General features: G+C 72.3%; 22 protein-coding genes. 8 read left to right on the top strand and 14 right to left on the bottom strand.

The annotated features are described in order from the left end of the window. Positions 1-55: 55 nt before the first annotated feature. The 3 genes from ACQPY4_RS40350 to sigE all read right to left on the bottom strand — a co-directional run bounded on the left by ACQPY4_RS40350 (position 56) and on the right by sigE (position 2,787). Positions 56-868, bottom strand: coding sequence for a methyltransferase domain-containing protein (locus tag ACQPY4_RS40350; RefSeq protein ID WP_433330443.1), 813 nt, complete (start codon positions 866-868; stop codon positions 56-58). A gap of 318 nt (positions 869-1,186) precedes the next feature. Next, positions 1,187-2,011, bottom strand: a complete 825-nt coding sequence (locus ACQPY4_RS40345; protein WP_433330441.1) for an alpha/beta fold hydrolase — start codon at positions 2,009-2,011, stop codon at positions 1,187-1,189. 251 nt (positions 2,012-2,262) lie between these two features. Next, complete coding sequence (gene sigE / locus ACQPY4_RS40340) at positions 2,263-2,787, bottom strand: RNA polymerase sigma factor SigE (RefSeq protein ID WP_433330439.1); 525 nt, start codon at positions 2,785-2,787, stop codon at positions 2,263-2,265. 220 nt (positions 2,788-3,007) lie between these two features. On the opposite strand from sigE, the gene ACQPY4_RS40335 reads away from it, so the two are divergent. Continuing rightward, positions 3,008-4,318, top strand: coding sequence for an esterase-like activity of phytase family protein (locus ACQPY4_RS40335; RefSeq protein ID WP_433330437.1), 1,311 nt, complete (start codon positions 3,008-3,010; stop codon positions 4,316-4,318). Between the two features lie 101 nt (positions 4,319-4,419). Then, positions 4,420-6,006 (top strand): acyl-CoA synthetase, encoded by a 1,587-nt coding sequence (locus ACQPY4_RS40330; RefSeq protein ID WP_433330435.1) that lies wholly within the window; start codon positions 4,420-4,422, stop codon positions 6,004-6,006. Here ACQPY4_RS40330 and ACQPY4_RS40325 read toward each other — a convergent pair. Further along, the gene (locus tag ACQPY4_RS40325; RefSeq protein WP_433330433.1) at positions 5,964-7,073 is read right to left on the bottom strand and encodes a glycosyltransferase family 4 protein; all 1,110 of its coding nucleotides are present in this window, start codon (positions 7,071-7,073) and stop codon (positions 5,964-5,966) included. The two genes, ACQPY4_RS40330 and ACQPY4_RS40325, sit on opposite strands and share 43 nt — an antisense overlap. A 113-nt stretch (positions 7,074-7,186) precedes the next feature. Here ACQPY4_RS40325 and ACQPY4_RS40320 point away from each other — a divergent pair, with 113 nt between their 5' ends. From ACQPY4_RS40320 to ACQPY4_RS40310, 3 genes are read left to right on the top strand one after another with little or no spacing between them, the layout of a single operon-like run. Further along, positions 7,187-8,026 (top strand): PIG-L deacetylase family protein, encoded by an 840-nt coding sequence (locus ACQPY4_RS40320; RefSeq protein ID WP_433330431.1) that lies wholly within the window; start codon positions 7,187-7,189, stop codon positions 8,024-8,026. After that, on the top strand, positions 8,023-9,078 hold the full coding sequence (locus ACQPY4_RS40315) for a lysylphosphatidylglycerol synthase domain-containing protein (RefSeq protein WP_433330429.1): 1,056 nt from the start codon (positions 8,023-8,025) through the stop codon (positions 9,076-9,078). The genes ACQPY4_RS40320 and ACQPY4_RS40315 overlap by 4 nt, the downstream gene beginning before the upstream one ends. 49 nt (positions 9,079-9,127) lie before the next feature. Continuing rightward, positions 9,128-10,543 carry a serine/threonine-protein kinase gene (locus ACQPY4_RS40310; protein ID WP_433330427.1) on the top strand — a complete coding sequence of 472 codons (1,416 nt, stop codon included), beginning with the start codon at positions 9,128-9,130 and terminating at the stop codon, positions 10,541-10,543. A gap of 14 nt (positions 10,544-10,557) precedes the next feature. Here the strand turns inward: ACQPY4_RS40310 and rho are convergent, their stop codons facing one another. The 3 genes from rho to ACQPY4_RS40295 all read right to left on the bottom strand — a co-directional run bounded on the left by rho (position 10,558) and on the right by ACQPY4_RS40295 (position 15,058). Next, on the bottom strand, positions 10,558-11,787 hold the full coding sequence (gene rho / locus ACQPY4_RS40305; protein ID WP_433330425.1) for a transcription termination factor Rho: 1,230 nt from the start codon (positions 11,785-11,787) through the stop codon (positions 10,558-10,560). Positions 11,788-12,098: 311 nt separating this feature from the next. Further along, complete coding sequence (locus ACQPY4_RS40300; protein ID WP_433330423.1) at positions 12,099-13,010, bottom strand: hypothetical protein; 912 nt, start codon at positions 13,008-13,010, stop codon at positions 12,099-12,101. Next, a complete protein-coding gene (locus tag ACQPY4_RS40295) occupies positions 13,007-15,058 on the bottom strand; it encodes a PEP/pyruvate-binding domain-containing protein (RefSeq protein ID WP_433330421.1) in 2,052 nt (683 codons plus the stop codon). The genes ACQPY4_RS40300 and ACQPY4_RS40295 overlap by 4 nt, the downstream gene beginning before the upstream one ends. A 298-nt stretch (positions 15,059-15,356) precedes the next feature. Here ACQPY4_RS40295 and ACQPY4_RS40290 point away from each other — a divergent pair, with 298 nt between their 5' ends. After that, entirely contained in the window at positions 15,357-16,133 is a 777-nt protein-coding gene (locus ACQPY4_RS40290; RefSeq protein WP_433330419.1) for an enoyl-CoA hydratase/isomerase family protein, read from the top strand. Positions 16,134-16,143: 10 nt separating this feature from the next. Here the strand turns inward: ACQPY4_RS40290 and ACQPY4_RS40285 are convergent, their stop codons facing one another. From ACQPY4_RS40285 to ACQPY4_RS40260, 6 genes are all read right to left on the bottom strand, one after another. Further along, positions 16,144-17,115: a hypothetical protein gene (locus tag ACQPY4_RS40285; RefSeq protein ID WP_433330417.1), complete on the bottom strand. Its 972-nt coding sequence runs from the start codon at positions 17,113-17,115 to the stop codon at positions 16,144-16,146. 124 nt (positions 17,116-17,239) lie between these two features. After that, positions 17,240-17,884, bottom strand: coding sequence for a LuxR C-terminal-related transcriptional regulator (locus ACQPY4_RS40280; RefSeq protein ID WP_433330415.1), 645 nt, complete (start codon positions 17,882-17,884; stop codon positions 17,240-17,242). Next, positions 17,848-19,146 carry a sensor histidine kinase gene (locus ACQPY4_RS40275; protein WP_433330413.1) on the bottom strand — a complete coding sequence of 433 codons (1,299 nt, stop codon included), beginning with the start codon at positions 19,144-19,146 and terminating at the stop codon, positions 17,848-17,850. The genes ACQPY4_RS40280 and ACQPY4_RS40275 overlap by 37 nt, the downstream gene beginning before the upstream one ends. Before the next feature lie 245 nt (positions 19,147-19,391). After that, positions 19,392-19,817 carry a hypothetical protein gene (locus ACQPY4_RS40270; RefSeq protein WP_433330411.1) on the bottom strand — a complete coding sequence of 142 codons (426 nt, stop codon included), beginning with the start codon at positions 19,815-19,817 and terminating at the stop codon, positions 19,392-19,394. Positions 19,818-19,921: 104 nt separating this feature from the next. After that, positions 19,922-20,347 (bottom strand): SSI family serine proteinase inhibitor, encoded by a 426-nt coding sequence (locus ACQPY4_RS40265; protein WP_433330409.1) that lies wholly within the window; start codon positions 20,345-20,347, stop codon positions 19,922-19,924. 679 nt (positions 20,348-21,026) lie between these two features. Continuing rightward, a complete protein-coding gene (locus ACQPY4_RS40260) occupies positions 21,027-21,860 on the bottom strand; it encodes a polysaccharide deacetylase family protein (protein ID WP_433330407.1) in 834 nt (277 codons plus the stop codon). A 101-nt stretch (positions 21,861-21,961) separates the two neighbouring features. Between ACQPY4_RS40260 and ACQPY4_RS40255 the strand changes: the two genes are divergently transcribed. Continuing rightward, positions 21,962-22,723: an ABC transporter permease gene (locus tag ACQPY4_RS40255; protein WP_433330405.1), complete on the top strand. Its 762-nt coding sequence runs from the start codon at positions 21,962-21,964 to the stop codon at positions 22,721-22,723. 9 nt (positions 22,724-22,732) lie between these two features. Next, positions 22,733-23,977, top strand: a complete 1,245-nt coding sequence (locus ACQPY4_RS40250) for an amino acid deaminase (RefSeq protein ID WP_433330403.1) — start codon at positions 22,733-22,735, stop codon at positions 23,975-23,977. Between the two features lie 3 nt (positions 23,978-23,980). Here ACQPY4_RS40250 and ACQPY4_RS40245 read toward each other — a convergent pair whose 3' ends face one another. Further along, a complete protein-coding gene (locus ACQPY4_RS40245) occupies positions 23,981-24,802 on the bottom strand; it encodes a response regulator transcription factor (RefSeq protein ID WP_433330402.1) in 822 nt (273 codons plus the stop codon). Positions 24,803-24,817 lie beyond the last annotated feature (15 nt).

Raw genomic sequence — 24,817 nt, 5'->3', positions numbered from 1 at the left:
AGGCCGGTCCCGGGTCCGCCCCGAGGGCAAAGGGGCCGGGACCGGCGCCCATCTTTCAAGCGCGGACCGGATTGCCCGGTGAGTCCAGCCAGACCGTCTGCCCCTCGGAAGTCACAGTGACACCGAACCGGGTGCAGTCCGGCCTACCGTCCTTGATCCATCGTTTCTCGGTCTCGTGAAGGACACCTTGCGAGACACGCTGAGCCCGGATCGGCATGTAGAAACCCGGCGCGATGAATCGGCCCTCGGCGGTGCCGTTGTCTCCCACGCTGAGCTTGGCCAGTGGCCAGTCAGGGTGGAACGTCGATGCCCACGGTGTGAGGATCACCCCGCCCGGCCGGGTCTGCTCGACCCAGGCGTATGGGAGGGTGTGCACCGATGCGGTCGCCACGATCCGATCGTAGGGAGCACCTGGCGCGTACCCTTCCGCGCCATCTCCGGTGATGACCGCCACGGGGTATCCGGCTCTGTCGAGTGCTTGGCGTGCCTGGCCGGCGAGACGGGGATCTATCTCGATCGAGATGACATTCTCCGCCCCCAGCAAATGAGCGAGAACGGCCGCGTTGTAGCCGCTGCCAGTCCCCACCTCCAAGATCCGCATTCCCGGCCGAAGGTCCATGGCATTGATCATCATGACCATGCCCTCGGGCGCGGTGCTGGACGACGTCGGCCACGCACCCTTATCCGTGGCTTCCCCGTCATCCATCTGAATCACGAGCGAATCCCCCGACCTCACGAGTTCCGCCCACCGCTCGGGTTCCCGCTCACGTCGCAAGGGCACCGACCAGCCGTCGCCACGATGCACCCAGATCTCCTCTGGAATGAACCGCTCACGAGGAACCGCCTTGACCGCCTCATCGACGTTCATCAGACCTCCCCGCTCCCGCCACACCCCCAGCAGTCACGAACCTCCTTCTTCCTGTCCACGACCGTTTCGATTGTCCCCGACCCCTTGCAGACGCTGCACTTTTCTTTCTTTCCATGCTTCGCCATGATCACCCGATCCTCTTCGCCCGCACTCGCGTACGAATTTACGAAGAAGTAGAGATCATTTGGCGGCTTGGAGCAGGCGGGTATCAAACTTCCGCGGTGGCTTGTATGCCATGTGGAACTGAACGCGAATGGGGCGGTTCTTATCCGCCACCTGGTCGAATTGGTTCAGAGCCGCCGCTTGGCCGGGGCCCTGTCAGGCGACGGCTTCGGTTTCTGGGGCCGTCTTGGACGTGAGGAGGGGGTGGGCGCTGCCCTGGAGGAGGAGGTTGGCGACCAGCTCCGGGTTGTCTCCCATGGGGACGTGGCCGCAGCCTTCCAGCCAGACGAAGCGGGCCTCGGGGAGGCGGCGTTGGGCGCGGATGGCCTGGGCCTTCAGCAGGACGCGGTCGCGGGTGCCCCAGCCGATGGTGACCGGGACGCCGTCGCAGGTGCCGAGGAAGCGGACCTTGCGTCCGGCGCGGATGGTGGGCTCGAAGCCCGCGCCCTCGCGCATGGCTCGGGCGTCGCCGGCGAGGGCCTCGATGTCGAGCAGGTCGGGGCGGCCGTAGATCATGCCGAACATGGCCATGCGGTTGCGGGGGTTGCGGGCCAGGCGGCGGAGCATCGTGTCGGGGAGGCGGGCGCCCAGGCGGGCGGCGCGCAGGACCGAGACGCCGTAGGTCATCTCCGCGGCCGTGAAGAAGCCCGCGGGAGACAAGGCCGTCGCCGAGCTGGTCAGGCAGCGTTCGCTGGCTTCCAGGGCGAGGAGGCCGCCCAGGGAGTTGCCCGCGATGTGGGGACGTTCGATGCCGAGCTCGGTGAACTTGCTCGCCAGGATGTCCATGGTCGCGTCCAGCGTGTACGGCGTGCCGGGCGGGAGCGGGGCGGAGCCGCCGAAGCCGGGCAGGTCGATCGCGATGACGTCGCGCTCTTTGGCCAGCAGGTCGATGACCGGTTCCCAGGCCTGCCAGCGATGGCCGATGCCGTGCAGGAGGACGAGGGGCGGGCCCTCACCGCGGCGTTCGAAGACGATGTCCACGATCTGAGGGTAAGCCGGTTCTGACCCATTGGTCACTAGTGACGATGGTCACAATTGGACGCCACGTCCAAGATCGCCGACATCTCTCGGGGGTCCAGGGGGCGAAGCCCCCTGGCGGGGTGCGGGGGCAGAGCCCCTGCCAAGGACTGCGCCGCCCGGAGCGAAGCGGAGGGCGGCGCAGTCCTTGCGGGGTCAGAGGGGGTTTACCCCCTCATAGATAGAGCGCAGCCCTTGCGGGGGTCTGAGGGGGTTTACCCCCTCATGGAAGGAGCGCGGTGTTCTAGGGCGGCTCTCAGCTGGGCGCGGCCTCGGTGGATCCGGCTGCGGACGGTGCCGAGCTTGACGCCCAGGGAGGCGGCGATCTCCTCGTAGGTCAGGCCCTCGATGTCGCAGAGGACGACGGCCGCGCGGTATTCGGGGGCCAGGGCGTCCAGGGCGTTCTGGATGTCGGCGTCGAGGAGGCGCTCGTCGTAGGCCTGGGCGGGGCTGAGTTCGCGGCCCTGGAGGCGGTCGTCGGCGTCCTCGCCCAGAGCGTCGAACCTGATGCGCTGCTTGCGGCGGGCGCGGTCGAGGAAGAGGTTGGTCGTGATCCGGTGCAGCCAGCCCTCGAAGGTGCCCGGCGTGTAGGACGACAGGGACTTGAACACCCGGATGAAGACGTCCTGGGTGAGGTCCTCGGCGTCGTGCCGGTTTCCGGTCAGGCGGTACGCCAGGCGGAACACCCGAGTGGAGTGCTCGCTGACGATCTCCTCCCACGTCGGAGGCGTCCAAGCCATCGCGCCTGCGCTCACCACTACCCCCGGGTCTGATACGAAATCGTTACGGCTCAGCATGCCGGTACCCGGATAAGAGCCGTGTAAGGACCGTCGTGTGTGGCCGGAAACGGCGATGACGAATAATTGGCCCGGTCGGGTGTGAAGGCCGTCATCTGGCCTCCCATCAGGCAATTCACCTTCGGATCACCTCGCGTCCATCCGGTCGGCCTAGGGTCCCGCTGTGATCGATCACTCATTGACTCGCAGGGGCGTGACCGTCGCGGCGGCCGCCGGTGTGCTGCTCTCGCTCGCCTCCTCGGCCTTTGCCGGAGAGCGGCCGGCCAAACATGAGAACGGGACGTTGCCGCGCATCCCCCTCGCGCAGTTCCAGAACCGGCTGCTCCCGGGGACGGTCGACGATGACCGGGGCGTCGCTCTCGGGGGCGTGGGCAGCGACCTGTTCCACGAGGCCGGGGCTCCGGCGGACGAGTTCTGGGCCATCACCGATCGGGGGCCGAACGGCGAGGTCAAGGTGGACGGTGAGGATCGTGTCACCTTCCCGGTGCCGGGCTTCGACCCGACGATCCTCAAGCTGAAGGTCCGCAACGGCAAGGCCAGGATCGACAAGGCCCTCCCGATCACCAATGGGGAGAAGAAGCCGGTCACGGGGCTGCCGAACGTGGACGGGCGGGAAGAGGCGCCCTATGACTTCAACGGGCGGCAGCGGCTCGCGTTCAACCCGGACGGGATCGACTCCGAGGGCCTGGTGCGGACGAAGGACGGCGAGTTCTGGGTGGCCGAGGAGTACGGGCCCTCGCTGCTGCGGCTCGACCGGCGCGGTCGTGTGATCGAGCGGTTCCTGCCCCAGGGGTGGCCGGGCGCGGGCGCGAGCTATCCCGTCCGGACGACCCTGCCCGCGATCCTCAACAAGCGCACCTACAACCGGGGCTTCGAGGCGCTGACGCTGAGCCGGGACGGCCGCTCGCTCTACACGGTCGTCCAGAGCCCGCTGTCCAACCCGGACAAGAACACCTACAAGTCCTCGCGCCACACCCGGGTCTTCAAGTTCGACCTGAAGACGCGGAAGGTCACCGGCGAGTACGTCTACCGGTTCGAGGACGTGTGCGCGTTCGACAAGGCGAGCTGCGGCAAGCAGACCGAGATGAAGGTCTCGGGCGTGGTGGCGCTGGACGCGCACCGGCTGCTGGTCGAGGAGCGCACCGACAAGGTCGCCAAGGTCTACGAGGTCGATTTGAACCGGGCCACCGACATCTCCGGCTCGGTCTGGGACGACCCCGCGACGACGCCCTCGCTGGAGAAGTCGGCCGAGGTGCCCGCCGGGGTGAAGGCCCTGCCCAAGAGGCTGGCGGTGGACCTGTCGGCGGTGCCCGGGATGCCGGGGAAGGTCGAGGGGATCGCGCTGGCCGATCGCCGGACGCTCGCGGTGATCAACGACAACGACTTCGGCCTCGGGACGTTCGGCCCGGACGGCCGTCTGATCGACAGCGGGGTGGAGACCAAGGTCATCTTCGTCCGGCTGCCGGGCGTGTGACCCAGGTCATTGGATTAATTATCAATAGTAATTGAGTAGTTACCTCTTCGTGGGGATGATCGGGGGACTCGTGTCCACCCCGACCTGCGAGGACGTGCGTCATGCCGCGTAGTTACAACCTGGCCGACCTGCTGGAGATCCTCGCCGGGGCGGGCCCTGACCGGCCCGCCCTGGTCGCGGGGGACGAAAGGCGGACCTTCCGCGAGCTCAACGAGCGCGCCAGCCGTGTCGGACACCATCTCGCCGCCGCCGGGGTGAAGCCGGGGCAGCACGTGGCGATCCTGGCCTACAACCGGGCCGAGTGGATCGAGGCGATGTTCGGCATCTTCAAGATCAGGGCCGTGCCGATCCCGGTGAACTACCGGTACGTCGCCGGGGAACTGCACCACGTCCTGTCGGACTCCGAGTCGGTGGCGCTGATCGGCGAGCGCTCGCTGGTGGCCACCGTCGAGGCCGTCCGCGGCGACCTGCCCGCGCTGGCGCACGTGGTGGTGATCGAGGACGGGTCCGCGGCGCCCGTCGGGGACGCCGTCGAGTACGAGAAGGTCCTCGCGGCGGCCTCGCCGGACGACGACTTCCCCGAGCGCTCCAACGACGACCGCTACATCATGTACACCGGCGGCACGACGGGGTACCCCAAGGGCGTCGAGTGGCGCTGCGAGGACATCTTCTTCGGCGCGCTCGGCGGCGGCAACGTCTTCGGCGACCCGATCTCCAGCCCCGAGCGCATCGCCGACGCGGCCGCCCAGCCCGAGACCGCGGTGCTCGACTGCGCGCCCGTCATGCACGGCGCGGGGCAGTGGGTGGCGTTCATGGGCCTGTTCACCGGGGCCAAGGTCGTCCTCTACACCGACCACGCCTTCGACCCGGCCAAGGCGCTGCGCATCGCGGCCGAGGAGGGCGCCAACGTGCTGATGGTCGTCGGCGACGTGATGGCCAGGCCGCTGGCCAAGGAGCTCGACGAGCACGAGCACGACACCTCCGCCGTGTTCGCCATCGCCTCCGGCGGCGCCCCGCTGACCGAGGGCGCCAAGGACGCGCTGCGCGTCCACCTTCCGAACGTGCTGTTCCTGGACAACTACGGCGCCTCGGAGACCGGGGCCTGCGGCCCGTCGGTCGGCGCGAAGGAGGGCACGGCCCGCTTCCAGATGAAGCCGGGCATCACCGTGCTGGACGACGACCTCAAGCAGGTGGCGCCCGGCGAGATCGGCAGGCTGGCCCGCAGCGGCCACATCCCGATCGGCTACTACAACGACCCCGCCAAGACCGCCACCACGTTCTTCACCGACGCCGACGGCACCCGCTGGTCGATCCCGGGGGACTTCGCCGCGCTGGAGGAGGACGGCACGATCACCCTGCTCGGCCGGGGCTCGCTGATGATCAACACCGGTGGGGAGAAGGTCTACCCCGAGGAGGTCGAGGTGGCGCTCAAGGACCACCCCGACGTCTATGACGTGGTCGTCGTCGGGCTGCCCGACGAGCGGTTCGGGCAGCGCGTGGCCGCGGTGATCGCGCCTCGTCCCGGCGCCGCGCCGACATTGGACGAGCTGACCGAGCACTGCCGGGGACGTCTGGCCGGGTACAAGCTGCCCCGCCAGATCCACCTGGTGGACGAGGTGCAGCGCACCGCCGTCGGCAAGTCCGACTACAAGTGGGCGAAGGGCGTCTTCGCCGAGGCCAGTTCGTAGCAGTCGTCGAACGAGGCCAGGACCGACGGCCAGGTGCAGTGAGCGGGCTCGGTGCCGCGGTTGTGCGCGGCGATGCGCCCGCGCAGTTCGGGGTCGTCGGCCAGCCGCCGCAGCGCCGCGGCCAGTTCGGGGAGAGTGCGGCCGAGCAGCCCCTCCCGGCCGGACGCCACGAAGTCGGCGACGCCGCTGTCGGCCTGCGCCACGACGGGCAGACCCGCGAGCCGCGCCTCCAGTGCCGCCAGCCCGAACGACTCGCGGGCCGCCGGTGCTAGAAACACGTCCGCGCCGCCGAGGACCGACCTGACCGCCGAGCGGTCCAGCCGTCCGGTCAACCGGACCCAGCCGCCCATCCGGTGACGGCGCAGGTAGCGCTCCATCCGGGCGCGGGCGGGGCCGTCCCCGACGACCGTCGCCCTGATCGGGACGTGCGCCTCGACGGCCCGCAGCAGCCGCAGCAGCCGCATCGGCTCCTTGCGCGGCGCGAGCCGTCCCACCGCCACCACGTGCACGCGGTCGTCGGCCGGATCCCGTGAGACGGGCCCGCCGTGCCAGCGCGGCAGGTCGATCCCGTTGGAGACGACCCGCACCGGCGCGCGGCCCGCGACCACCCGGCGGACGGGACGCGCCGCCGCCTCGCTGACCGTCGTGACGACCAGACCGCCGTGCGGACGGCGCGTCCAGCCGGGGACGAGCGCCCGGTAGGCCGCCTGGCTGAAAGTTCCCCACAGGCTGTGGACGGTGAGCACGACCGGCAGGTCCTCGTCCACGGCCCTGTGGACGGCCCGCCAGGCGAACGGCGACACCGCGCCCGCGTGCACATGCACCACGTCCGGCTTGCGGTCGGCCAGGACCGGTCCGAGCGACCGCCCGACGGGCAGTTCCCAGGGCATGGGAGTGATCAGCCGGTCCACCGGGTAGGCGAGGCGCTCGGGACCCGGGTCCGGCGTGGCGGTGGCGATCGCGACGTCGTGGCCGACCGCCCGCTGGGCGCGGGCCAGCTCGTCCACCTGCACCTCGATACCGCCGAGCCGGGGGAGGAAGCAGTCGCTGACATGGAGGATTCTCATCCCTCCGAAGTCTCGGAGCCGCCGGGGCCGCGACACGCCCCCCGGACGCTCCATGGCCCAGGTTTGACCTCGGTCATGCCTGAACTTCACGGTCGTGCGGGAATCTAGAACCCGTGCGACGGACCTGTGTCTTCTTCCACGCCCATCCCGACGACGAGGCGCTGCTGACGGCCGGAACCATGGCGCGCCTGGCGGCCGAGGGCCACCGGGTGGTGCTCGTGGTCGCGACCGCCGGCGAGCGCGGCCTGACCGCCGAGGCCGGCGAGCCGCTCGGGGAGGTGCGCACGGCCGAGCTCCACGCCTCGGCCCGCGCGCTGGGCTGCCATCGCGTCGTCCTGCTCGGCTACGAGGACTCCGGCCTGGACGGCGCCGCCCCCGGAGGCTTCGCCCGCGCCGACCTGGCGACCGCCGCCGCCGAGCTGGCCGAGCTGCTCCGGCAGGAGGGCGCCGACCTCCTGACCGTCTACGACCCGGCCGGGGGCTACGGCCACCCCGACCACGTCCAGGTGCACCGCGTCGGGGTCGAGGCGGCGCGGCTGGCCGGGACGCCGGTCGTCCTGGAGGCCACGGTCGACCGCGACCTGCTGCTGCGCGCGCTCCGCCCGATCACCCGCTGGCGGCTGGCCCCGCGCGCGCTGGACGTGACGCGCTTCGAAACGGCCTACGCGGGACGGGCCGAGATCACGCACCGGGTCGACGTGCGCGCCCACACCCGGGCCAAACGGGCGTCCATGGCCGCGCACGCCACCCAGACGACCGGCGGCGACTCCGTGCGGACGCTGGCCGCGCTGCTGCGGCTGCCGCGCCCGCTGTTCCGCCGGGTGATGGGCACCGAGTGGTACGTCCGCCGGGACCTCCCGCCCGGGACGGCGCTCGGCCATCCGCTCGATCACTGGCCCGAACCGCGCCCCCGGGTGGCCGCCCCGGCCACCGATGCGGCGGCCGGAGTTTGAGCGCCCCCACGAGAGTCGCCTTCTCGGCCATCTCGCTGCTGGGCGCCCTGGCCCTCCTGCTCGCGCTGCCGTACATGATGGGCGTGAACTGGGCGGGCATCCGGCACCAGCTCGCGCTGCTCAGCCTGGACGAGCTGACCTGGCTCACCGCGCTGTGGCTGGCCGGGCTCGGCGCCTACACCGTCGTGCTCACGGCGTCGCTGCCCGGGCTGAACCACCCGCACGCGTTCATGCTGAACGCCGTCGGCAGCGCGGTGAGCAACCTGCTGCCGTTCGGCGGCGCCGCGGGCGTGGCCGCCACGTTCGCGATGGCGCGCGGCTGGGGCCACGGCAACGCCGCGATCGCGGTGTCCACGCTGGTCACCGGCGTGTGGAACGTGATGGCGCGGCTGCTGCTCCCGGCGGTCGGCATCGTCGCGCTGATGGTCGCGGGCGGCCTGCCCGGCCGGGACATGGCGGCGCTGGCCGCGACGGCCGCCACGGCCCTGGTCGGCATCGTCGTCCTGCTGGCGCTCGCCCTGCGCTCGGAGGCGGCGGCGCGCACCGTCGACCGCGGGCTGCGCCGCGTGGCGCTGCGGCTCCCGTCCCGGCCGCGCGGGCTGCTGCTCGGCGCCGACGGGGCGATGCTGGACGTGCGCAACCGTTCGGTGGACGTCCTGCGCACCGGCTGGAAGGGCCTCACCTTCGGGATGGCGTCCTACCTGGTGCTCCAGGCGCTGCTGCTGATGGCCTGCCTGGAGGCCGCCGGGGCGAGCGTCGGGGTGGCCGAGGTGGTCGCCGTGTTCGCCATCAACCGGATGCTCACCACCGCCGTCATCACCCCGAGCGGCGCCGGGATCAGCGAAACCGGGACGGCCGCCCTCCTGCTGCATTTCGGGGTGCCCGCCGTGCCCGCCGCGGCGGCCACACTTCTGTACGCGTTCTACACCTACGCCATCGAAGTGCCGGCCGGTGCCGCCGCCTGGTCGGCCTGGATCCTGCGCCGCCGGCAGCGCCGCCGGACGGTCCCGGTGAGCGGGCCGCACCGGGAGCTGACCCTGGTCAAGAAATGATGGACCGGCGCGGAACATGTCTTGGGGCCGGTCCGGCGATGAGGACAGCATGGGGAAAGACCGGCAGATACCGCTCGCGCGACGGTATCGGCTGCTTTCCGTGGTCGGCCGGGGCGGGATGGGAACGGTCTGGCGGGCCTACGATCAGACCCTCGACCGGGAGGTCGCGGTCAAGGAGGTCCGCCTGCCCGAGGGGCTCACCGCGGGCGAGCGCCGGCTCCTGTGCCGCCGGACGATCGAGGAGGGGCGCGCCACCGCCGCGCTGCACCATCCCGGCGTCGTCGCCGTCCACGACCTGATCGTCGAGGACGGCCGCCCCTGGATCGTGATGGAGTTCGTGCGCGCCCGGTCGTTGCGGCAGGTGATCGCCGACGAGGGCTCGCTGCCGCCCGCCCGGGTCGCCGAGATCGGCCGCTCGGTGCTGGCGGTGCTGCGCGCCGCCCACGCCGCCGGAATCCTGCACCGGGACGTCAAGCCCAGCAACGTCATGCTCTGCGAGGACGGCCGCGTCCTGCTGACCGACTTCGGCCTGGCCGCGCACGCGGATCCCGCGGGCGATCCCGAGGAGACCCTGGTGTCCGGCATCGAGGGGTCTCCGGCGTATCTGGCGCCCGAGCGGGTGCGCGGCGAGCCGGGCACCGAGGCGTCGGACCTGTGGTCGCTCGGCGCCACCCTGTACGCCGCCGTCGAAGGGCGGTCGCCGTTCCTGCGCTGCCATCCGCTGGCGACGATGGTGGTCGTCTTGCTCGGCGAGTACCCGCGTCCGGTCCGGGCGGGGGCGCTGGCGGCGGTGATCGACGGGCTGCTGCGGACCGAGCCGGGAGACCGGTTCGCCGCGGGCTACCTCGACCGGCTGCTGCGGGAGGCGAGCGAGCTCGAACCGGCGCCGGTCGCGCGGGCGCGGTGGCGGCGGCCGCGGATCGGGGCCGTGGTCAGCATCGCCACGCTCGCCGCGATGGTGATCATGCTGGGCGCCTGGACCGCGCGGTGGAACTCGGTGGGCCAGGGCGACGCGCTCACGCTGGTCCCGGTGTCGGGCAGCGAGGCCGAGACCGTCACCCACCGCGAGCCCGGACGGTACACCGTCGATGTGCCCGCCGGATGGACGCTTCAGCGCCGCGGTGACGCGGTCGAATGGCGCGACCCCCGGCTGGGAAGCGGCCTGCGTGTGAAACCGGCCGCCGGGGATCCGCTGGAGCGCCTGCGCGAGGCCGAGCGCGAGGCCGTCCGCGAGGGCGCCTTCCCGGGGTATCGCCTGCTGCGCCTGGAACCGATGCCCGAGCTCTCGGAGAACGCCGCCGAGTGGGAGTTCACCTGGGGCGGAGCCAAGGTCAGGCACGGGCTGGTCAGCAGGGCCGCGGGTTATGAGTTCTCTTTCTTCGCCCCCGACGCGCACTGGACGCCGGGTCAGCGCATGTACGACCGGATGCTCAAGACCTTCAGGTCGGAGCGGGCGGGTCCCTAGCCGGGTCGCGGGAGTTAGAGCGTCTGCCGCATCCCCATCAGGAACTCGGCGTTGGACGAGGTGCCCTTCAGCTTGTCGAGCAGCATCTCGACGGCCTGCTGGCGCTCCATGCCGTGCAGGGCGCGGCGCAGCCGCCAGTTCAGCTCCAGCTCCTCGGGGGACATCAGCAGGTCCTCGCGCCGGGTGCTGGACGCCTCGATGTCGACGGCGGGGAACACACGCCGCTCGGCCAGGCTCCGGTCGAGCTTGAGCTCCATGTTGCCGGTGCCCTTGAACTCCTCGAAGAAGACGTCGTCCATACGGGACCCGGTCTCCACCAGCGCGGTGGCCAGGATCGTCAGCGAGCCGCCGTTCTCGATGTTGCGGGCGGCGCCGAAGAACTTCTTGGGCGGGTAGATCGCGGTGGTGGCCACGCCGCCCGCCAGGATGCGGCTGCTGCTCGGGGCGGCCTGGTTGAAGGCGCGGCCGAGGCGGGTGATGCCGTCCAGCAGCATGACCACGTCGTGGCCCGCCTCGACCAGCCGCTTGGCCCGCTCGATGGCCAGCTCGGCCAGCGCGATGTGGTCGGCGGCGGGACGGTCGAAGGTGGAGTTGACCACCTCGCCCCGCACGGACCGCTCCATGTCGGTCACCTCCTCGGGCCGCTCGTCGATGAGGACGACCATGAGGTGGCATTCGGGGTTGTTCTCGGCGATCGCGTTGGCGAGCGCCTTCATCATGATGGTCTTGCCCGCCTTGGGCGGCGAGACGATGAGGCCGCGCTGGCCCTTGCCGATCGGCGCGATCAGGTCGATGACCCGGGTGGCGGCGGGGCCTGTGTCGAGGCGCAGGCGCTCCTGCGGGTACAGGGGCGTGAGGCGCCCGAACTCCGGACGGTCGCGGGCCAGCTCGGGCGGGCCGCCGTTGACCGACGTCACGCTCGCCAGCATGGGGTACCTCTCGCGGCCGGAGCGCGGCGGCCTGGCCGTGCCCTCGACGATGTCGCCGGGGCGCATCCCGTCGGCCTTGACCTGCGCGAGCGTCAGGTAGACGTCGGACGGCCCGGCCATGTAGCCCTCGGTCCGCACGAACGCGTGCTTGTCCTGGAGGGCGAGGATCCCGTGGAAGGGAACGGCCGGGAGGTCGGCGGGACGGTCGGCGCGCTGCCGGGCGTCGGCGGCCTGGCCGCGGGTGCGGCGGCGCTGCTGCTGCGCGGGCACGTCGTGCTCGGCGGCGGGCCTGGGTTCGGTGATGGTGCTGGTCATGGGGGTCCCTTCTCGGGCGGCGCGGATCTGCCGCGCTCCCCGGAGGTCGTTCTCGCTGTACGGCCGGGTGGACCCGTGGCTCGCGGGCGAGAGGTAGGAGAGAAATCTTCCGCCCGGCTCTTCGGGCGGGGAACGGCTCCCTGGATGCGATGGCCCGGATCGCGGCTGTGCGCGTTCGCTGGGCTCGGACGAATGGGGGAACTCGAGTCACCGGGCACTCAGATGGCCCGGGCGGGGTAAGCGCCTCTCAGAAGATGAGCGCTACCACGACAGTACAGCACAAGTGACGCGAAATGCATTCCCCGATCTCGTCAGCGTGGCTGGACCGACGTCACGCGGAACTGGGCGCGGTCGACCACCGCGTCCTCCAGACAGCCCCGCAGGCGACGCAGGGAGTGCTCTCCCAGCGCGGGCTGGACGACCAGCGCGTACCGCTGGCCCCCGAGTGGCGCGAGCCCGCCCTGACGCAGGTAGGGGCGGGTCGAGCCACGGCAATACTCCCACAACCGAGTGGCGAGCGGGTCGGCCGACGGGGCGCCGGTCAGCCCCCGCGTCCTTGCCTCGATGACCAGCGTGGTGGCCGCCGCCGCGACGGGGGCGTCCGGCCGGTCCTGGGTGCGCTCGGCCAGCTCGACGATCACCAGGGTCGCGATCAGCAGCGCCGCGAGGGCGCCCGCGACCACGCGCGGCGCCCACGGCCGCGTGCGCGGGGACGCCGGTTCCGGCGCGCCCGCGAGCACGCCGCCCGCCGGGAAGGCCAGCGAGGACGGGACGCGCGACGTCCCGGGCGCGGGGGCGCGCCCGAACGCGGCGGCGACGCGTTCCACGAGCGCGGCCAGGCCCGCGACGGCGATGCCCGCGCCGAGCAGCACCGGGATGAACACGCCGTAGGACGTCGAGTCGGGCTGCAGCCAGCGGAAGCGCGGGGCGTCCGGCACCGGCTGCGGGTCGCCGTAGGCGTGCGGGGACGGCACGGCGGCCAGCCGGGCCTGGGCCGGGACGCCGGTCTCCCGCTGCGCCGCCTCGATCCGGCGGGTGAGCCGCTCCTCCATCTCGCGCAGCCGCCGCGCCCCCGCGACGGTGAGCAGGACGATCAGCGTGACCAGCAGCAGCTCACCGGCCATGAGCGCCCGCTGCCACTCCCAGCGGGCCGTGTAGACCACCAGGTATCCGCCGGTGGCCACCACCATGAACCCGAGCCCGGCGTACACCGCCCTTCTCATGCGACCGACTCCTCACCCTCGGCCCGGCCGGCCGCCGGGGCGCGGAGCGGTTCGACGCGGCCCGTGTCGCCGTCCACCAGCACCTCGGTGCCGGGCGGGAAGCGGTCGAGGGCGCCGCGCAGGCCCACGACGACCGGGACGCCCGTCTCGCGGGCGAGGATCGCCAGGTGGGACAGGGGGCTGCCGGTCTCGGCGACCAGCCCGGCCAGCGTGGGGAGATGGGCGGCCAGCGACGGCGCGAGCGTCCGCACCACCAGGACCGAGCCCGGCGGGGGAGCGTCCGGGCCGGAATGGACCGGCCCGGACCCCCGTCCGCCTCCGGCGGGGCGCGCACCGTCCCCGGGAGGCGCGGACTCCGCCACGATCCGGTCACCGGCCAGCCGGAAGGCGGCGGGCAGCGGCGCGGTGCGCGGCGGGGAGGGGCGGCCCTCGATGCCGGCCGGGAGGGACCCGCCATCGAGGGCCGCCGCGAGCTCGGGGAACCGCAGGGCGCGGACGAGCTCGGGTTCGGACAGGGCACCGGCGGCGGCCAGCCGGCGTCCGGCGGTCCAGGCCAGGCGGGCGCCCAGCTCCTGGACCCAGCGGATTCTGAGCCTGAGCAGCTCGCGGGGCGGCAGCTCGCCCTCGCGCGCGGCGGCGGGCGCGCCGGTTCCCTCGGGAAGGTGCGGGACGGCGGCGATCGACGGCGGCACCAGGGCCAGGACGGCGGGCTCGACCGCCGGGAGCCGGTCGTCGGGGAGGCCCTTGGCCCGGCCCCGGTGCAGGGCGGCCAGGCCCTCGGCGGCGGCCGTGCCCGGGGTTCCGGACTCGCCGTCCAGCAGCGACCCCGCCAGGGCCTCCAGCCCGTGCAGGGACGCCAGCGCGGCCCGGGCCCAGCGCAGCGCGGCCACCAGCTCGATGTCGGTGATCTCCGCGAGCGGCGGCACCGCGGCCAGGTCGGCGTCCACGGCGGCGGCGGTGTCGGCGGCGAGGTCGGGGAGCTCGGCGCGGAGCCGTCCCACCCGCCAGGCGACCGCGAGACGCCGGGCGGACGGGACGGGGTTCAGCAGGCGCAGCCGCGAGGGGCGCCCGGGGGCCGCGCCCAGGCGGCGCAGGTCGGCGGCGGCCCGTCCGCCCACGGCCAGCACGGTCGGGCTCGCGCGCAGCGCGCGGCGGGAGACCGCGCCCACGGCGGCCAGGGCCTCGCCGATGCCGGTGTTGAGCGGCTCCAGCCAGAGATCCTCTTCCAGCGGGGTCAGCGGGTCGGGGAGCGTCTCGGCGACCGGACCGGGGCCGAGCAGCACCGCGCGGCGCGGCGCTACGGGCGCCAGTGCGGTGACCGGGCGGCTCTGCAGCAGCCAGAGCCGTCCCTTGGCGTCGAAGGCGAACTCGATGTCCTGGGGCCCGCCGAACACGGCGGCGGCTCTGGCGGCGAGCCGGGCGAGCGCCTTGAGCTGGAGGGGGGTCAGCGGACCCTGGTCGTCGTCGGGTTCGACGCCGACGACGCGTCCGCGCCGGGTCAGGGCGTACCGGGTGCCGTCGGCCTCGCCGCCGACCAGGGCCTGGGGCCCGCCGGTCACCGCCGCGACGATCACCCGGTCGGTACGGCCGTCGACGGGGTCGGCCCCGAACATCACACCGCCCGCGACCGCGTCGAGCTGCGGCTGGACGAGCACGGCCATCGTCCCCGGCCCCGAGGCCGAGGCCAGCACGTCCTCGACGGCCTTGAGGAACTCCTCCCAGCCGGTCACGCCGAGGACCGACACGAACCGGCCCGCCATCGAGGAGGCCGCGCCGTCCTCCATCGTGGACGAGGAGCGCACCACCAGCGTGCGCTCGCCGTCGCGGCTCAGCGCCGACCAGGCGGCGCGCAGCTCGCCGGTGTTCAGGTAGCGCGCGGGGGACTCGGGCGCGAGGCACTGGACCGGGAGGACGAACCCGGGCAGGACCGGCAGGTCGTGCCGGGCCGCGCGCGCGAGGTTGGCGGCCTTGGCGCCGGTCCGCTCGGGGGCTCCGGCCAAGGCGTCGTCGAGTCGGATGGTCCAGAAGACGCGAGTGCTTTGTGGCACCACGAGCTCCGTTCCCTCGGGGGCCGCCCTCTCTTAGAATCCACTTCGCCGCCGATGAATTCCTCCCTCCGGAGTCGTGTCTTGCCTCTCACCCCTGGGTGTACGGGAGGAGGACCCGGGTCGTACCCAGGACGGAGACCACCCCACGGGCCGTGTCCCCTGTGGGGGGACGACCCCCCACACCCCCCCACACCCCCGCGCGGCCCCTTCCGCTCCGCTGCGCTCCGCTGCAGGGCCCGGTACGGAGCGCCGCGCGCGGTCCGTACGATTGCGGCGCGTCGAAAAACAGGGGGTGGGCATGGCCGTCGAAGACGGGCTTCGCTGCGGGGTCCAGGCGGGCGTCGGGACGATCACGATCGACCGTCCCGGCAAGCGCAACGCGATGACGGCGGCGATGTGGCGCGCCCTGCCCGTCCTGCTGGACGACCTGGCCTCGGACGACTCGGTCCGCGCCGTGGTGCTGACCGGCGCGGGCGGCGACTTCTGCGCTGGCGCCGACATCGGCGAGCTCGCCGACATCAACCGCAACGACGGCGGGCATCTGTCGACGGCGGCCGAGGAGGCGCTGGCCGCCTTCCCCAAGCCGACGCTCGCCGCGATCGAGGGCTTCTGCGTCGGCGGCGGCTGCCAGCTCGCCGCGGCCTGCGACCTGCGGTTCGCCGCCGAGGGCGCCCGCTTCGGGATCACCCCGGCCCGGCTCGGCATCGTCTACCCGGCCTCGGCCACCACCCGGATCGTCCGGCTGGTCGGCCCGTCGGCCGCCAAGTACCTGCTGTTCTCGGCCGACCTGATCGGCACCGCGCACGCGCTGCGCATCGGCCTGCTGGACGAGGTCGTCCCGGCCGGTGACCTGGCGGGCCGGGTGGCCGAGTTCGCCGCGACCCTCGCCTCGCGCTCGCTGCTCACCCAGCACGCCACCAAGGAGATCGTCGACGCGATCACCTCGGGCGCCCCGGTCGAGCCGGTGGCCGGACGCTGGCTCGACGAGGTCGTCAGGGGAGGCGACGCCACCGAGGGCGTCGCGGCCTTCCTGGAACGCCGTCCGCCCTCCTTCACCTGGACCTCCCCGACCTAGCCCGGCGTGCCTAGAGCGCCGCTCGCCCCCCTCCACCTGGACCTCCTCGGCCGAGCAGCGCGGGCCAGGAGCTGACGTCGCACAGCCGGGTCTCGGGCAGCCGACGCAGACGCACGGCCGTGCCGGACGGGTCGGTGAGCAGCGCCGACGCCTCCCGGCGGTTCAGCGCCGACAGCGGCAGCACCCCGCACAGCAGGGACTCGGGTGTGCGGACCGCGACGAACGGGCCGACCTGGGCGCCGCCGGTGCGGGCCTTGCACAGGCAGGCCAGCAGGGTGCGGGCGTCGGTGCCCTCCTCGGACACGGCCGAGTCGCCCCGGACGGCCCGCAGCATGCGGACCAAATCGATGAAGTCGCGCTCAAGCGCGCGCGGGCTGCGCCCGCTGAGGTAGTACCGGACGCGCCAGTCGCCGCCCCCCTCACCCGGCTCGGGGTCGGTGAGCTCGACGCGCAGGCCGTAGCGCTCGGCGAACCGCTCGTACGCGCGGACGAGGTCGCGGCGCGTGGCGTTGCCGCCGAGCCGTCCCCCGATGGTGTCGACGGGATCGGCGCCCAGAGAGGCCGCCTCCTGCCGTTCCAGCTGCCCGACCAGATGGCCGCGCAGCCGCGCGATCTCGGCCGACAGCCGCTCCACCGGGTCGTCCCGCCGGGAGAGCCGCGCGAGGTCGTCGGTGAGCCCGGCCAGCCGCGCGTTCACCTCGGGCAGCATCCGGTCGTTGATGTCGGTGATCAGCGCGTCGACCCGCGCGTCGGCCCGGCGCAGCGCGGCGCCCTGCTCGTCCTGGGCGGTGACGAGCCGCTCCAGCTTCTCGTGCTGGGACGTGCGGAACCGCTGCAGCTCGTCGCGGGTGCCCTTCAACGTTCTGAGCTGGGTGCGGATGTCGGCGACCTCGGGCGCCGTCCCGGTTCGTCGGCGATCGAAGGCCAGGTACAGCTCGCGCCCGGCGATGGCCAGGCACAGCAGGACAAGGATCACCGTCATGGCGCCCTCCTAGGGCCGATCTTGCCTGGCAAGATGATTCCCCAAGTGCGGACCGTGATAGCCCGAAATCGCGGCACCGGTAGCCAACCGCAACAGAACGCCGTTGACCAGCCCTAACGGAGATTCACCGGTTGAGATAGGCCAGAACGGCCAGAACGCGGCGGTTGTCGTCGCCCGCGACGGCCAGGTCGAGCTTGCCGAAGATGTTGGCGGTGTGCTTGGTGACCGCCCGCTCGGTGACCACGAGCTGCTGCGCGATCGCGGCGTTCGAGCGTCCCTGCGCCATCAGCTCCAGCACCTCGCGCTCGCGCGGGGTCAACCGGCCCAGCGGTTCGTCCCGCGCGCCCCTGGCCACCAGGCGCGAGACGACCTCGGGGTCCATCGCCGTGCCGCCGCCCGCGACGCGGCGCACCGCGTCCACGAACTGCCCCGCGTCGAACACCCGGTCTTTGAGCAGGTAGCCGATGCCGCCCGACCCGTCGGCCAGCAATTCGCGCGCGTAGAGCTGCTCCACGTACTGCGACAGCACCAGCACGGGCAGGCCGGGGATCTCGCGGCGTGCCGCCAGCGCCGCCTGGAGCCCCTCGTCGGTGAAGGACGGCGGCAGGCGCACATCGACCACCGCCACGTCGGGACGGTGGTCGATCAGCGCCTTGAGCAGCGAAGGGCCGTTGTCGACGGCCGCCGCTATCTCGAAGCCGTGCGCTTCGAGGAGGCTGACGAGCCCCTCCCTCAGGAGGGCGAGGTCTTCGGCCAGGACAACGCGCACGGCATCTCCAGGGTGACGAGGGTCGGGCCGCCCACCGGGGAGTTCAGGGCGAGGACGCCGTCGAATGTACCGATGCGGCGCTCGATCCCGCGCAGGCCCGTCCCGCCCTCCAGGGACGCGCCGCCCCGGCCGTCGTCGGTGACCGAGATCCGCAGCATGCCGTCCTGGTGCCGCACGTCGATCCAGACCCGGCCCGCACCCGAGTGCTTGGACGCGTTGGCCAGCAGTTCGGCGACGGCGAAGTAGGCGGCCGACTCCACCGGCGGCTCGGGACGCGCGGGCAGGTCGACGGTAACCTCGATCGAGAGGGGATGGTCCAGCGCCAGCGCGCGCACCGCGTCGCCGAGCCCCCGGTCGGCCAGCACCGGCGGGTGGATGCCGCGCACCAGGTCGCGCAGCTCGCGCAGCGCCGACGCCGACGACTGCCGGGTCTGGGCGAGCAGCTGCCTGGCCTTCTCGGGGTCCTTGTCGAGCAGGTGCTCGATCGCGGTGAGGCTCATGCCCATCGCCACCAGCCGCGCCTGGGCGCCGTCGTGCAGGTCGCGCTCGATGCGGCGCAGTTCGGCGGCGGAGGTGTCGACGGCGTCCGAGCGGGTCTCGGTGAGATGCGCGACGCGCAGCTTGAGCCTGGACGCCTCGGTCGGCCCGAGCAGCACGTTCCCCCAGCGCCCGTAGGCGGCCAGGAGGTTCGGGCCGAACACGAATCCGAGCGCGATGAAGATCGCGCCGAGCACGGCCGTCCCGGCCATCCGCCAGGGCTCGTCGGCGTAGCCCTGGGTGACGTGGATGAACGTGTACCAGTCGCTGCCGCCGGCGTCGGTGATCACGCGGCCGAGGAACAGCGAGAGCAGGATGCCGAAGACCCCGTAGATGATCAGGTACATCGGCAGCGCGGCGGTGAACACCACCACGATCGGGTCGGCCAGCAGCCAGCCCAGGTCACGCCAGGTCGCCGGGTCGGACACCATGGTGCTGAAGCGGCGTCCCCGGCCCGCGAGCCCCGGCTCGGTCTCGGGCTCGGGGAGGTAGGGGCGCTGGATCGTCGTCCCGGTCCATTTGCCGATCAGGTCGCGGTACAGGTTCAGCAGCCCCCGCACCGCCAGCACCAGCGGCGGGACCAGCAGGACGCCGATCCCGACGCTGATCAGCGACAGCGCCGTCATCAGCAACGCGGACAGGACCATCGCCGGGAAGGCCAGCAGGCCCAGCCGGAACCCCCGCCAGGGCGCCCGCACCCGCTCCTGCAACCACGTTTCGTTCATCGCCACTACCCCGCTCACCGGTACCTCCGCACGTCGTCGTACGAATAAGTCTCCGGCCGCCCGTCCGTCGGCACAGTGTGCCCGAAACCCGGACATGGGGTGTACCTAGCTACACCGTGCTGCCGCCTCGCCCCGCGATCTGACCGGGGGAGGCTCGCCTTCGGCTCGCTTCCCCCGGTCAGCTGACGCGATCGCGTGTGGCCCTGGGCCTGCTCGGGGCCTGGGGCCTGCGCGGGGTGGTGGGTCTACCAGGCGGAGCCGTCGATCAGTGAGTCGAGTTGCTTGACCGCCGCCGTCCAGTCCTGGGGCGGCTCGTGACAGCGCGACGCCTGCCAGCCCCGGTACTGGATCGAGTAGGTGAAGTGGTCGGCGATCTCGCAGCCCGACGAGGACGACCAGGTGGAGGTGATCTGGTCGAGCGCCCTGCGCAGGTCGCGGTACTCACCCGTGGTGAGCATGAAGTCGGTCGTCTTGGCCGCCGAGACCACGGCCCTGCCGTCGCGGTCGATGGTGATCTTGTCGTGCAGCCCGGCGTAACCGCCGATCCGCTCGTAGACGACGAGGGTGTCGCCGCGTTCGATGAGCGGATGCGCCGGTTGTGCCAGCGCGGGGACCGGGCTTATGGCGAGAGTTCCTGTCGCGGCCGTGATGATGATGGTTTTCGTGAGCATTTTTCGTATTCCTCTGTTCCGGCGCCGGAGGCGGGCCTCGGGCCGGGCTCTCGGTTTTACGGGTCCGGCGGCTCCCGGACCTGATGAACGGTTGAGGCGGCCGATCAGAAGGCGAAGATCACGCCGCCGGTCCCGCGAACCGCCGTGCAGAGGTTGGAAAAGGTTTTGGTGTAGTGGCGCGGGGAGCCGTTCCATGTGCCGTGTGCGCTGACGCGCACCGGAGCGTATTCGCGGGTGCAGGGCCCGGGGTCTTCGGGAATGGCGCCGACCCTGCCGCGGGCGGTCTGGAGCTGGGCGCACGCCAGCGGGGCGTTGGTGTGCGAGCCGCCCGCGGGGCCGCAGCGCAGGCTGCTGTCCTTGATCGCGGCCGTTCGGGACGTATCCTCGGGCGCGATCACGAGCACGTAGGCGCCGCTGGACGCGCCGGTGCCGGCGCTCGCCGGTGCGGCGGCGACCAGCGGCGCGGCGCCGAGAACGGCGGCCGCGATGAACCGCCCGGAAGATCGGCGAATGGTTCGCCTTTGAATCATTTATGCCTCCTCATGCCCGCCGCGATCCGCGGCGATCGGCGCGGCGCCACTCCGATTTGTGACCGGTGTCACACCGCGATTGGGGTGGAAGGGTGGATCGGCGCCCGGGGATATTGGTCGCCGGTCCGTCCGGAGCAAGACGCTAGGTCGGACTGACAGGCTTCACAACCCTGGGTATTGTCCGGTGTCGGCCACACGTTGAGTATTCAAGTGATTGGCGCGCTTTTTACGCGAATAGCGCGATCGGGGTGAGCTGTCAAATTGGCCAAGGATCGGTCCAAATGGCCCGCTGTACGAGGCCATCGTCGCGCACGCGCGCGTCCCATGTCCGTGACCTGGTCTTCACGTGACCCGATGCCGAACCGATCGTGAACCGGCGCCGGGGGGTGGACGCTCCCGGGCTGGGGTCCATCTTCGCGCGGACATTGGAAGTTGACCTTTTTTTAAGGTTCCCACGGCGGTGGAACTTCGCGTGAATTCCCCTAGAACGCGACAATTGGCATTCATTGGACCAGGCAAGGGCCATTTATGGAGTGGTCCATGTCACTGATCTTGGGACAAAGGTCGACATTCGAACCATGGGAAATTCGTCCCGAATATCCGCATATCGAGGCAAGGCCGGCGCGCGCGGTTCACGGACGCGCGAAACGATCGGCCGAACGACGGGGAAAAGGAAGGATCAGAGCGCGACGAACGACAGTCCGCGCCTCTTGAGCTGCGGGATGGCCTGCCGCAGCGCCTTGAGGGTCTGGGTGCGGTCTCCGCCGCCGTCATGGCACAGCAGGATGTTCCCGGCCTCGCTGCCGACCAGCGTCCGGCGGATGGTGCCCACGCCGGGCCGCCGCCAGTCCTGCGGGTCGACCGCCCAGTCGATGGGCAGCATCCCGTACTCGGCCGTCACGTCCAGCACGGCGTCCGACCAGCCGCCGCCGGGCGCGCGGAAGAACACCGGCACGATGCCGGTGAGGTCGGCGATCCGGTCGTGCGCCTCGGCGATCTCCTTGCGGACCCGCTTGGCCGTCAGGTCCTCGAACCCCAGCGGGTGGCTCATGGTGTGGTTGCACACCTGGTGCCCCGCGTCGGCGATCCGCCGGGTCAGCTTGGGGAACTCCTTGACCTGCTCGCCGATGATGAAGAACGTCGCGCGGATCTGGTGCTGGGCCAGCAGGTCGAGCACCTGCGGCGTGATCGCCGGGTTCGGCCCGTCGTCGATGGTCAGCGCGATCGACTGCGGCGGTGGCGGCGGCACCAGCTCGTCGAGATTCTTGATCGGCGTCTTCGGCTTGGCGGCCGTGAGCCGCACGGGCGTCCAGGGAGCCGGACGCGGCTTCGGAACCGGTTTGGGGAGGATCACCGCGCGCGGCCGGGGCGCTGCCACCGGAGGCCGTGTCGTCTTGCCGGGCGCCGCGCTCTGGCGGGCGCTGTCGGCGCCGAGGGTGCCCAGGCCGGCCGCTGCTGCCAGCAGCCACAGGGCCTTGCGGCGAGATGTTCCGGTTGCGTCCGTTTCCCCCACGAACGCCACGGTATCGGGGTTTCAAGGGCCCGCATGACGCTTCCTGGATCACAATCTGTTCAATTGGGTGAGAGTTCACCCGGTCCAACCGGAAGGACACGATGAGCTCGGCACCCGAAGCCGGACCTCTGCTGGGCCTGGTCCTGTTCGCACTCGCCGCCGCGGCCGCCCTGCTCACCCGGCTCGGCGGCCTCGGACTGGGCCGGGAGGTGCTGGTCGCCGCCCTGCGCGCGGTCGTCCAGCTCACCCTGGTGTCCCTGGTCATCGTCGCCGTCCTGCGCAACGCGGGGCTGACGACCGCCTTCGTCGTCGGAATGATCGTCGTCGCGGCAGTCACCGCGGGCCGCCGCATCACCGGCTCCGCGCGGCGCGGAACCGGATGGGCGCTGCTCCCGATCGTGGCGGGGGTCGTCCCGGTGATGGGCCTGCTGGCGGCGACCACCCTCGTCCCCTCGCGCGCGGTCGCGATCCTGCCGATCGCGGGCATCTTCATCGGCGGCGCGATGACCGCCACCGCCCTCACCGGACGCCGCGCCCTCGACGAACTGGAGACCCGCCGCGGCGAGTACGAGGGCGGCCTGGCCCTCGGCCTCATGCCCAGGGACGCCGCCCTGGAGGTCTGCCGCTCCGCCGCCGCCTTCGCCCTCGTGCCCGTCCTCGACCAGACCCGCACCGTCGGCCTGGTCACGCTCCCCGGCGCCTTCGTCGGCGTCCTCCTCGGCGGCGCCGACCCCATCGAGGCGGGCACCACCCAGCTCCTGGTCCTCATCGGCCTGCTGGCCATCGAGGCCGTCGCCGTCCTCATCACCCTGGAACTCATAGCCACGGGCCGTCTCACCCGCTCCGGCCCGGGGGCGGGTTAGCGTGGACGGGTGGCGATCATCGATGGTGCGGCGGTCGAGGCGTTGGGGGACGAGCGGCTCGACTGGCGGTTCAAGGCGGTGCCGGGGGCGGCGCACGGGCTGACGGTTCGCGAGTACGTGGCGGGGCGGCCGGGGCTGGACGAGTTCGGGACGCCGTTGCTCACCCTGGACGCGGGGGCGCTCGACCACAACGTGCGTGCCATGGCCGGGTGGGCCCGGGCGGCGGGGGTGGATCTGGCGCCGCACGGCAAGACGACCATGGCGCCCGCGCTGTGGCGGCGGCAGCTGGACGCGGGCGCGTGGGGCATCACCCTGGCCAACCTTCCTCAGGTCCGGGTCGCGCGGGCATTCGGAGTGCAGCGGGTACTGCTGGCCAACGAGCTGCTCGACCCGGTGGGGTTGGCGTGGCTGGCGGGGCAGCTCGACGCCGATCCCGAGTTCGAGTTCCTCGCGTGGGTCGACTCCGTTCGGGGTGTGGAGCTGATGGACGCCGCCCTGCGTGCGGCGGGGGCGCGGCGTCCCGTGGCGGTGTGCGTCGAGCTCGGCGCGTCCCCGGGACGGACGGGTGTGCGCGACGATGCCGGGGCGCTGCGGATCGCGGAGGCCGTGCGGGCGGCGCCGACGCTCGCGCTGGCCGGGGTCGGCGGGTATGAGGGCGCGCTCGCGCACGACGCGTCCGCCGCCGGGCTCGCGGCGGTCGACGCCTACCTGCGGCGGGTCGCCGACCTCCACCGGCGTCTCGACTACGAGGTCGCCGAGCCGGTCGTCACCGCGGGCGGCAGCGCGTTCTTCGACCAGGTCGTGGAGGTCCTTGCCGGGTTGGACGGACGGGTCGTGCTGCGCTCGGGGGCGTATGTCGTCCACGACGACGGCTTCTACCGGGGCATCTCGCCCTTCGCGCGCGGTGGCGGCGAGCCGCTGCGCTCGGCGATGCACGCGTGGGCTCGGGTGATCTCGCGGCCCGAGCCGCACCTCGCGCTGCTGGACGCGGGGCGCCGCGATCTGTCGTTCGACGCGGGGCTTCCCGAGCCGCAGCTCGTCCGGGGCGAGGGCCCGATCGCGGGCGCGCGCGTCACGGCGCTGAACGACCAGCACGCGTTCATGGAGGGCGGGGAGGTGGAGGTCGGTCAGGTCGTCCGGCTGGGCCTGTCGCATCCGTGCACGGCGCTCGACAAGTGGACGATGATTCCCGTCGTGGACGGCGCCGACCGGGCGGATCCCGTGGTCGTCGACCTGGTCAGGACGTGGTTCTGAGCCTCAGGGAAGCATTCCGGCCCGCCGTGCGGCGGTGACGGCTTCCATACGGGAGTGGCTGCCCAGCTTGCGCATGGCCGACCGCAGGTAGCTCTTGACGGTCTCGGGAAGCAGCCCGAGCCGCCGTGCCGTCTCGGCGTTCGTGCACCCGATCGCCACGTACGCCAGGACGTCCAGCTCGCGTGGCGACAGCGCGGGTCCGCTCCCGGGGACGTGGTCCGTACCGGCCGCCGCCAACCGAGTGGACGCCGACAGCAGGCGCGCCCGGACGTCCGGGTCCCCGATCCGCTCGGCCAGCCCCCGCAGCTCGGCGTGGACGGCCCTGACCTCCTCCCAGCATCCGGGACGGGTCTCGTCGCGGCGCAGCCGGACCAGTGCCTTCTCGGCCTCGTCCCGCACCGCCAGGTCCTGCTCCAGTTCGCGGCCGACGCGCACGGCGGCGGTGACGACCCGGTCGGCCAGCCCCAGCGGCTCGCGCAGCGCCCCGTAGAGCACGCCGCGCACCTGCCGCCTGACCACCACGGGCACGGCCACGACCGACAGCAGCCCCTCGCGCGCGACGGGGGCGTCGTAGTCATGGCTGATCGACGACGCGTGCGGATAGTCGCTCACCCATACGGGACGTCCCATCGACATCGCCTTGCCGCCTAGCCCGTTGCCCTGCCGGACGACCAGGCCGTTCAGCGAGTCGGTCGAGGTGCCGGCCAGCTCGGTGATGCGCAACTGGCCGGAGCCGTTCAGGCCCCCGCCGAACACGACCGGCAGCCGCGTGGTCCGCTGGAGCGACAGCACGGCGGCCCGCACCGGTCCGGAGTCCTCGCCCATGTCAGCAGCATGCCC

The organism is Spirillospora sp. CA-294931, assembly GCF_050946795.1.
Taxonomy (GTDB): domain Bacteria; phylum Actinomycetota; class Actinomycetes; order Streptosporangiales; family Streptosporangiaceae; genus Spirillospora.
The sequence above is the reverse complement of the archived record's forward strand: the minus strand, read 5'-3'. Positions and strand labels throughout refer to the sequence as shown.

What these genes read in the sequence shown, in the direction of transcription:
- ACQPY4_RS40350 (WP_433330443.1), bottom strand. Translation starts at nt 868, where the DNA reads ATGAACGTCGATGAGGCGGTCAAGGCGGTTCCTCGTGAGCGGTTCATT.
- sigE (WP_433330439.1), bottom strand. Translation starts at nt 2,787, where the DNA reads ATGGCTTGGACGCCTCCGACGTGGGAGGAGATCGTCAGCGAGCACTCC.
- ACQPY4_RS40330 (WP_433330435.1), top strand. Translation starts at nt 4,420, where the DNA reads ATGCCGCGTAGTTACAACCTGGCCGACCTGCTGGAGATCCTCGCCGGG.
- ACQPY4_RS40325 (WP_433330433.1), bottom strand. Translation starts at nt 7,073, where the DNA reads ATGAGAATCCTCCATGTCAGCGACTGCTTCCTCCCCCGGCTCGGCGGT.
- ACQPY4_RS40310 (WP_433330427.1), top strand. Translation starts at nt 9,128, where the DNA reads ATGGGGAAAGACCGGCAGATACCGCTCGCGCGACGGTATCGGCTGCTT.
- rho (WP_433330425.1), bottom strand. Translation starts at nt 11,787, where the DNA reads ATGACCAGCACCATCACCGAACCCAGGCCCGCCGCCGAGCACGACGTG.
- ACQPY4_RS40300 (WP_433330423.1), bottom strand. Translation starts at nt 13,010, where the DNA reads ATGAGAAGGGCGGTGTACGCCGGGCTCGGGTTCATGGTGGTGGCCACC.
- ACQPY4_RS40290 (WP_433330419.1), top strand. Translation starts at nt 15,357, where the DNA reads ATGGCCGTCGAAGACGGGCTTCGCTGCGGGGTCCAGGCGGGCGTCGGG.
- ACQPY4_RS40285 (WP_433330417.1), bottom strand. Translation starts at nt 17,115, where the DNA reads ATGACGGTGATCCTTGTCCTGCTGTGCCTGGCCATCGCCGGGCGCGAG.
- ACQPY4_RS40275 (WP_433330413.1), bottom strand. Translation starts at nt 19,146, where the DNA reads ATGAACGAAACGTGGTTGCAGGAGCGGGTGCGGGCGCCCTGGCGGGGG.
- ACQPY4_RS40270 (WP_433330411.1), bottom strand. Translation starts at nt 19,817, where the DNA reads ATGCTCACGAAAACCATCATCATCACGGCCGCGACAGGAACTCTCGCC.
- ACQPY4_RS40265 (WP_433330409.1), bottom strand. Translation starts at nt 20,347, where the DNA reads ATGATTCAAAGGCGAACCATTCGCCGATCTTCCGGGCGGTTCATCGCG.
- ACQPY4_RS40255 (WP_433330405.1), top strand. Translation starts at nt 21,962, where the DNA reads ATGAGCTCGGCACCCGAAGCCGGACCTCTGCTGGGCCTGGTCCTGTTC.
- ACQPY4_RS40245 (WP_433330402.1), bottom strand. Translation starts at nt 24,802, where the DNA reads ATGGGCGAGGACTCCGGACCGGTGCGGGCCGCCGTGCTGTCGCTCCAG.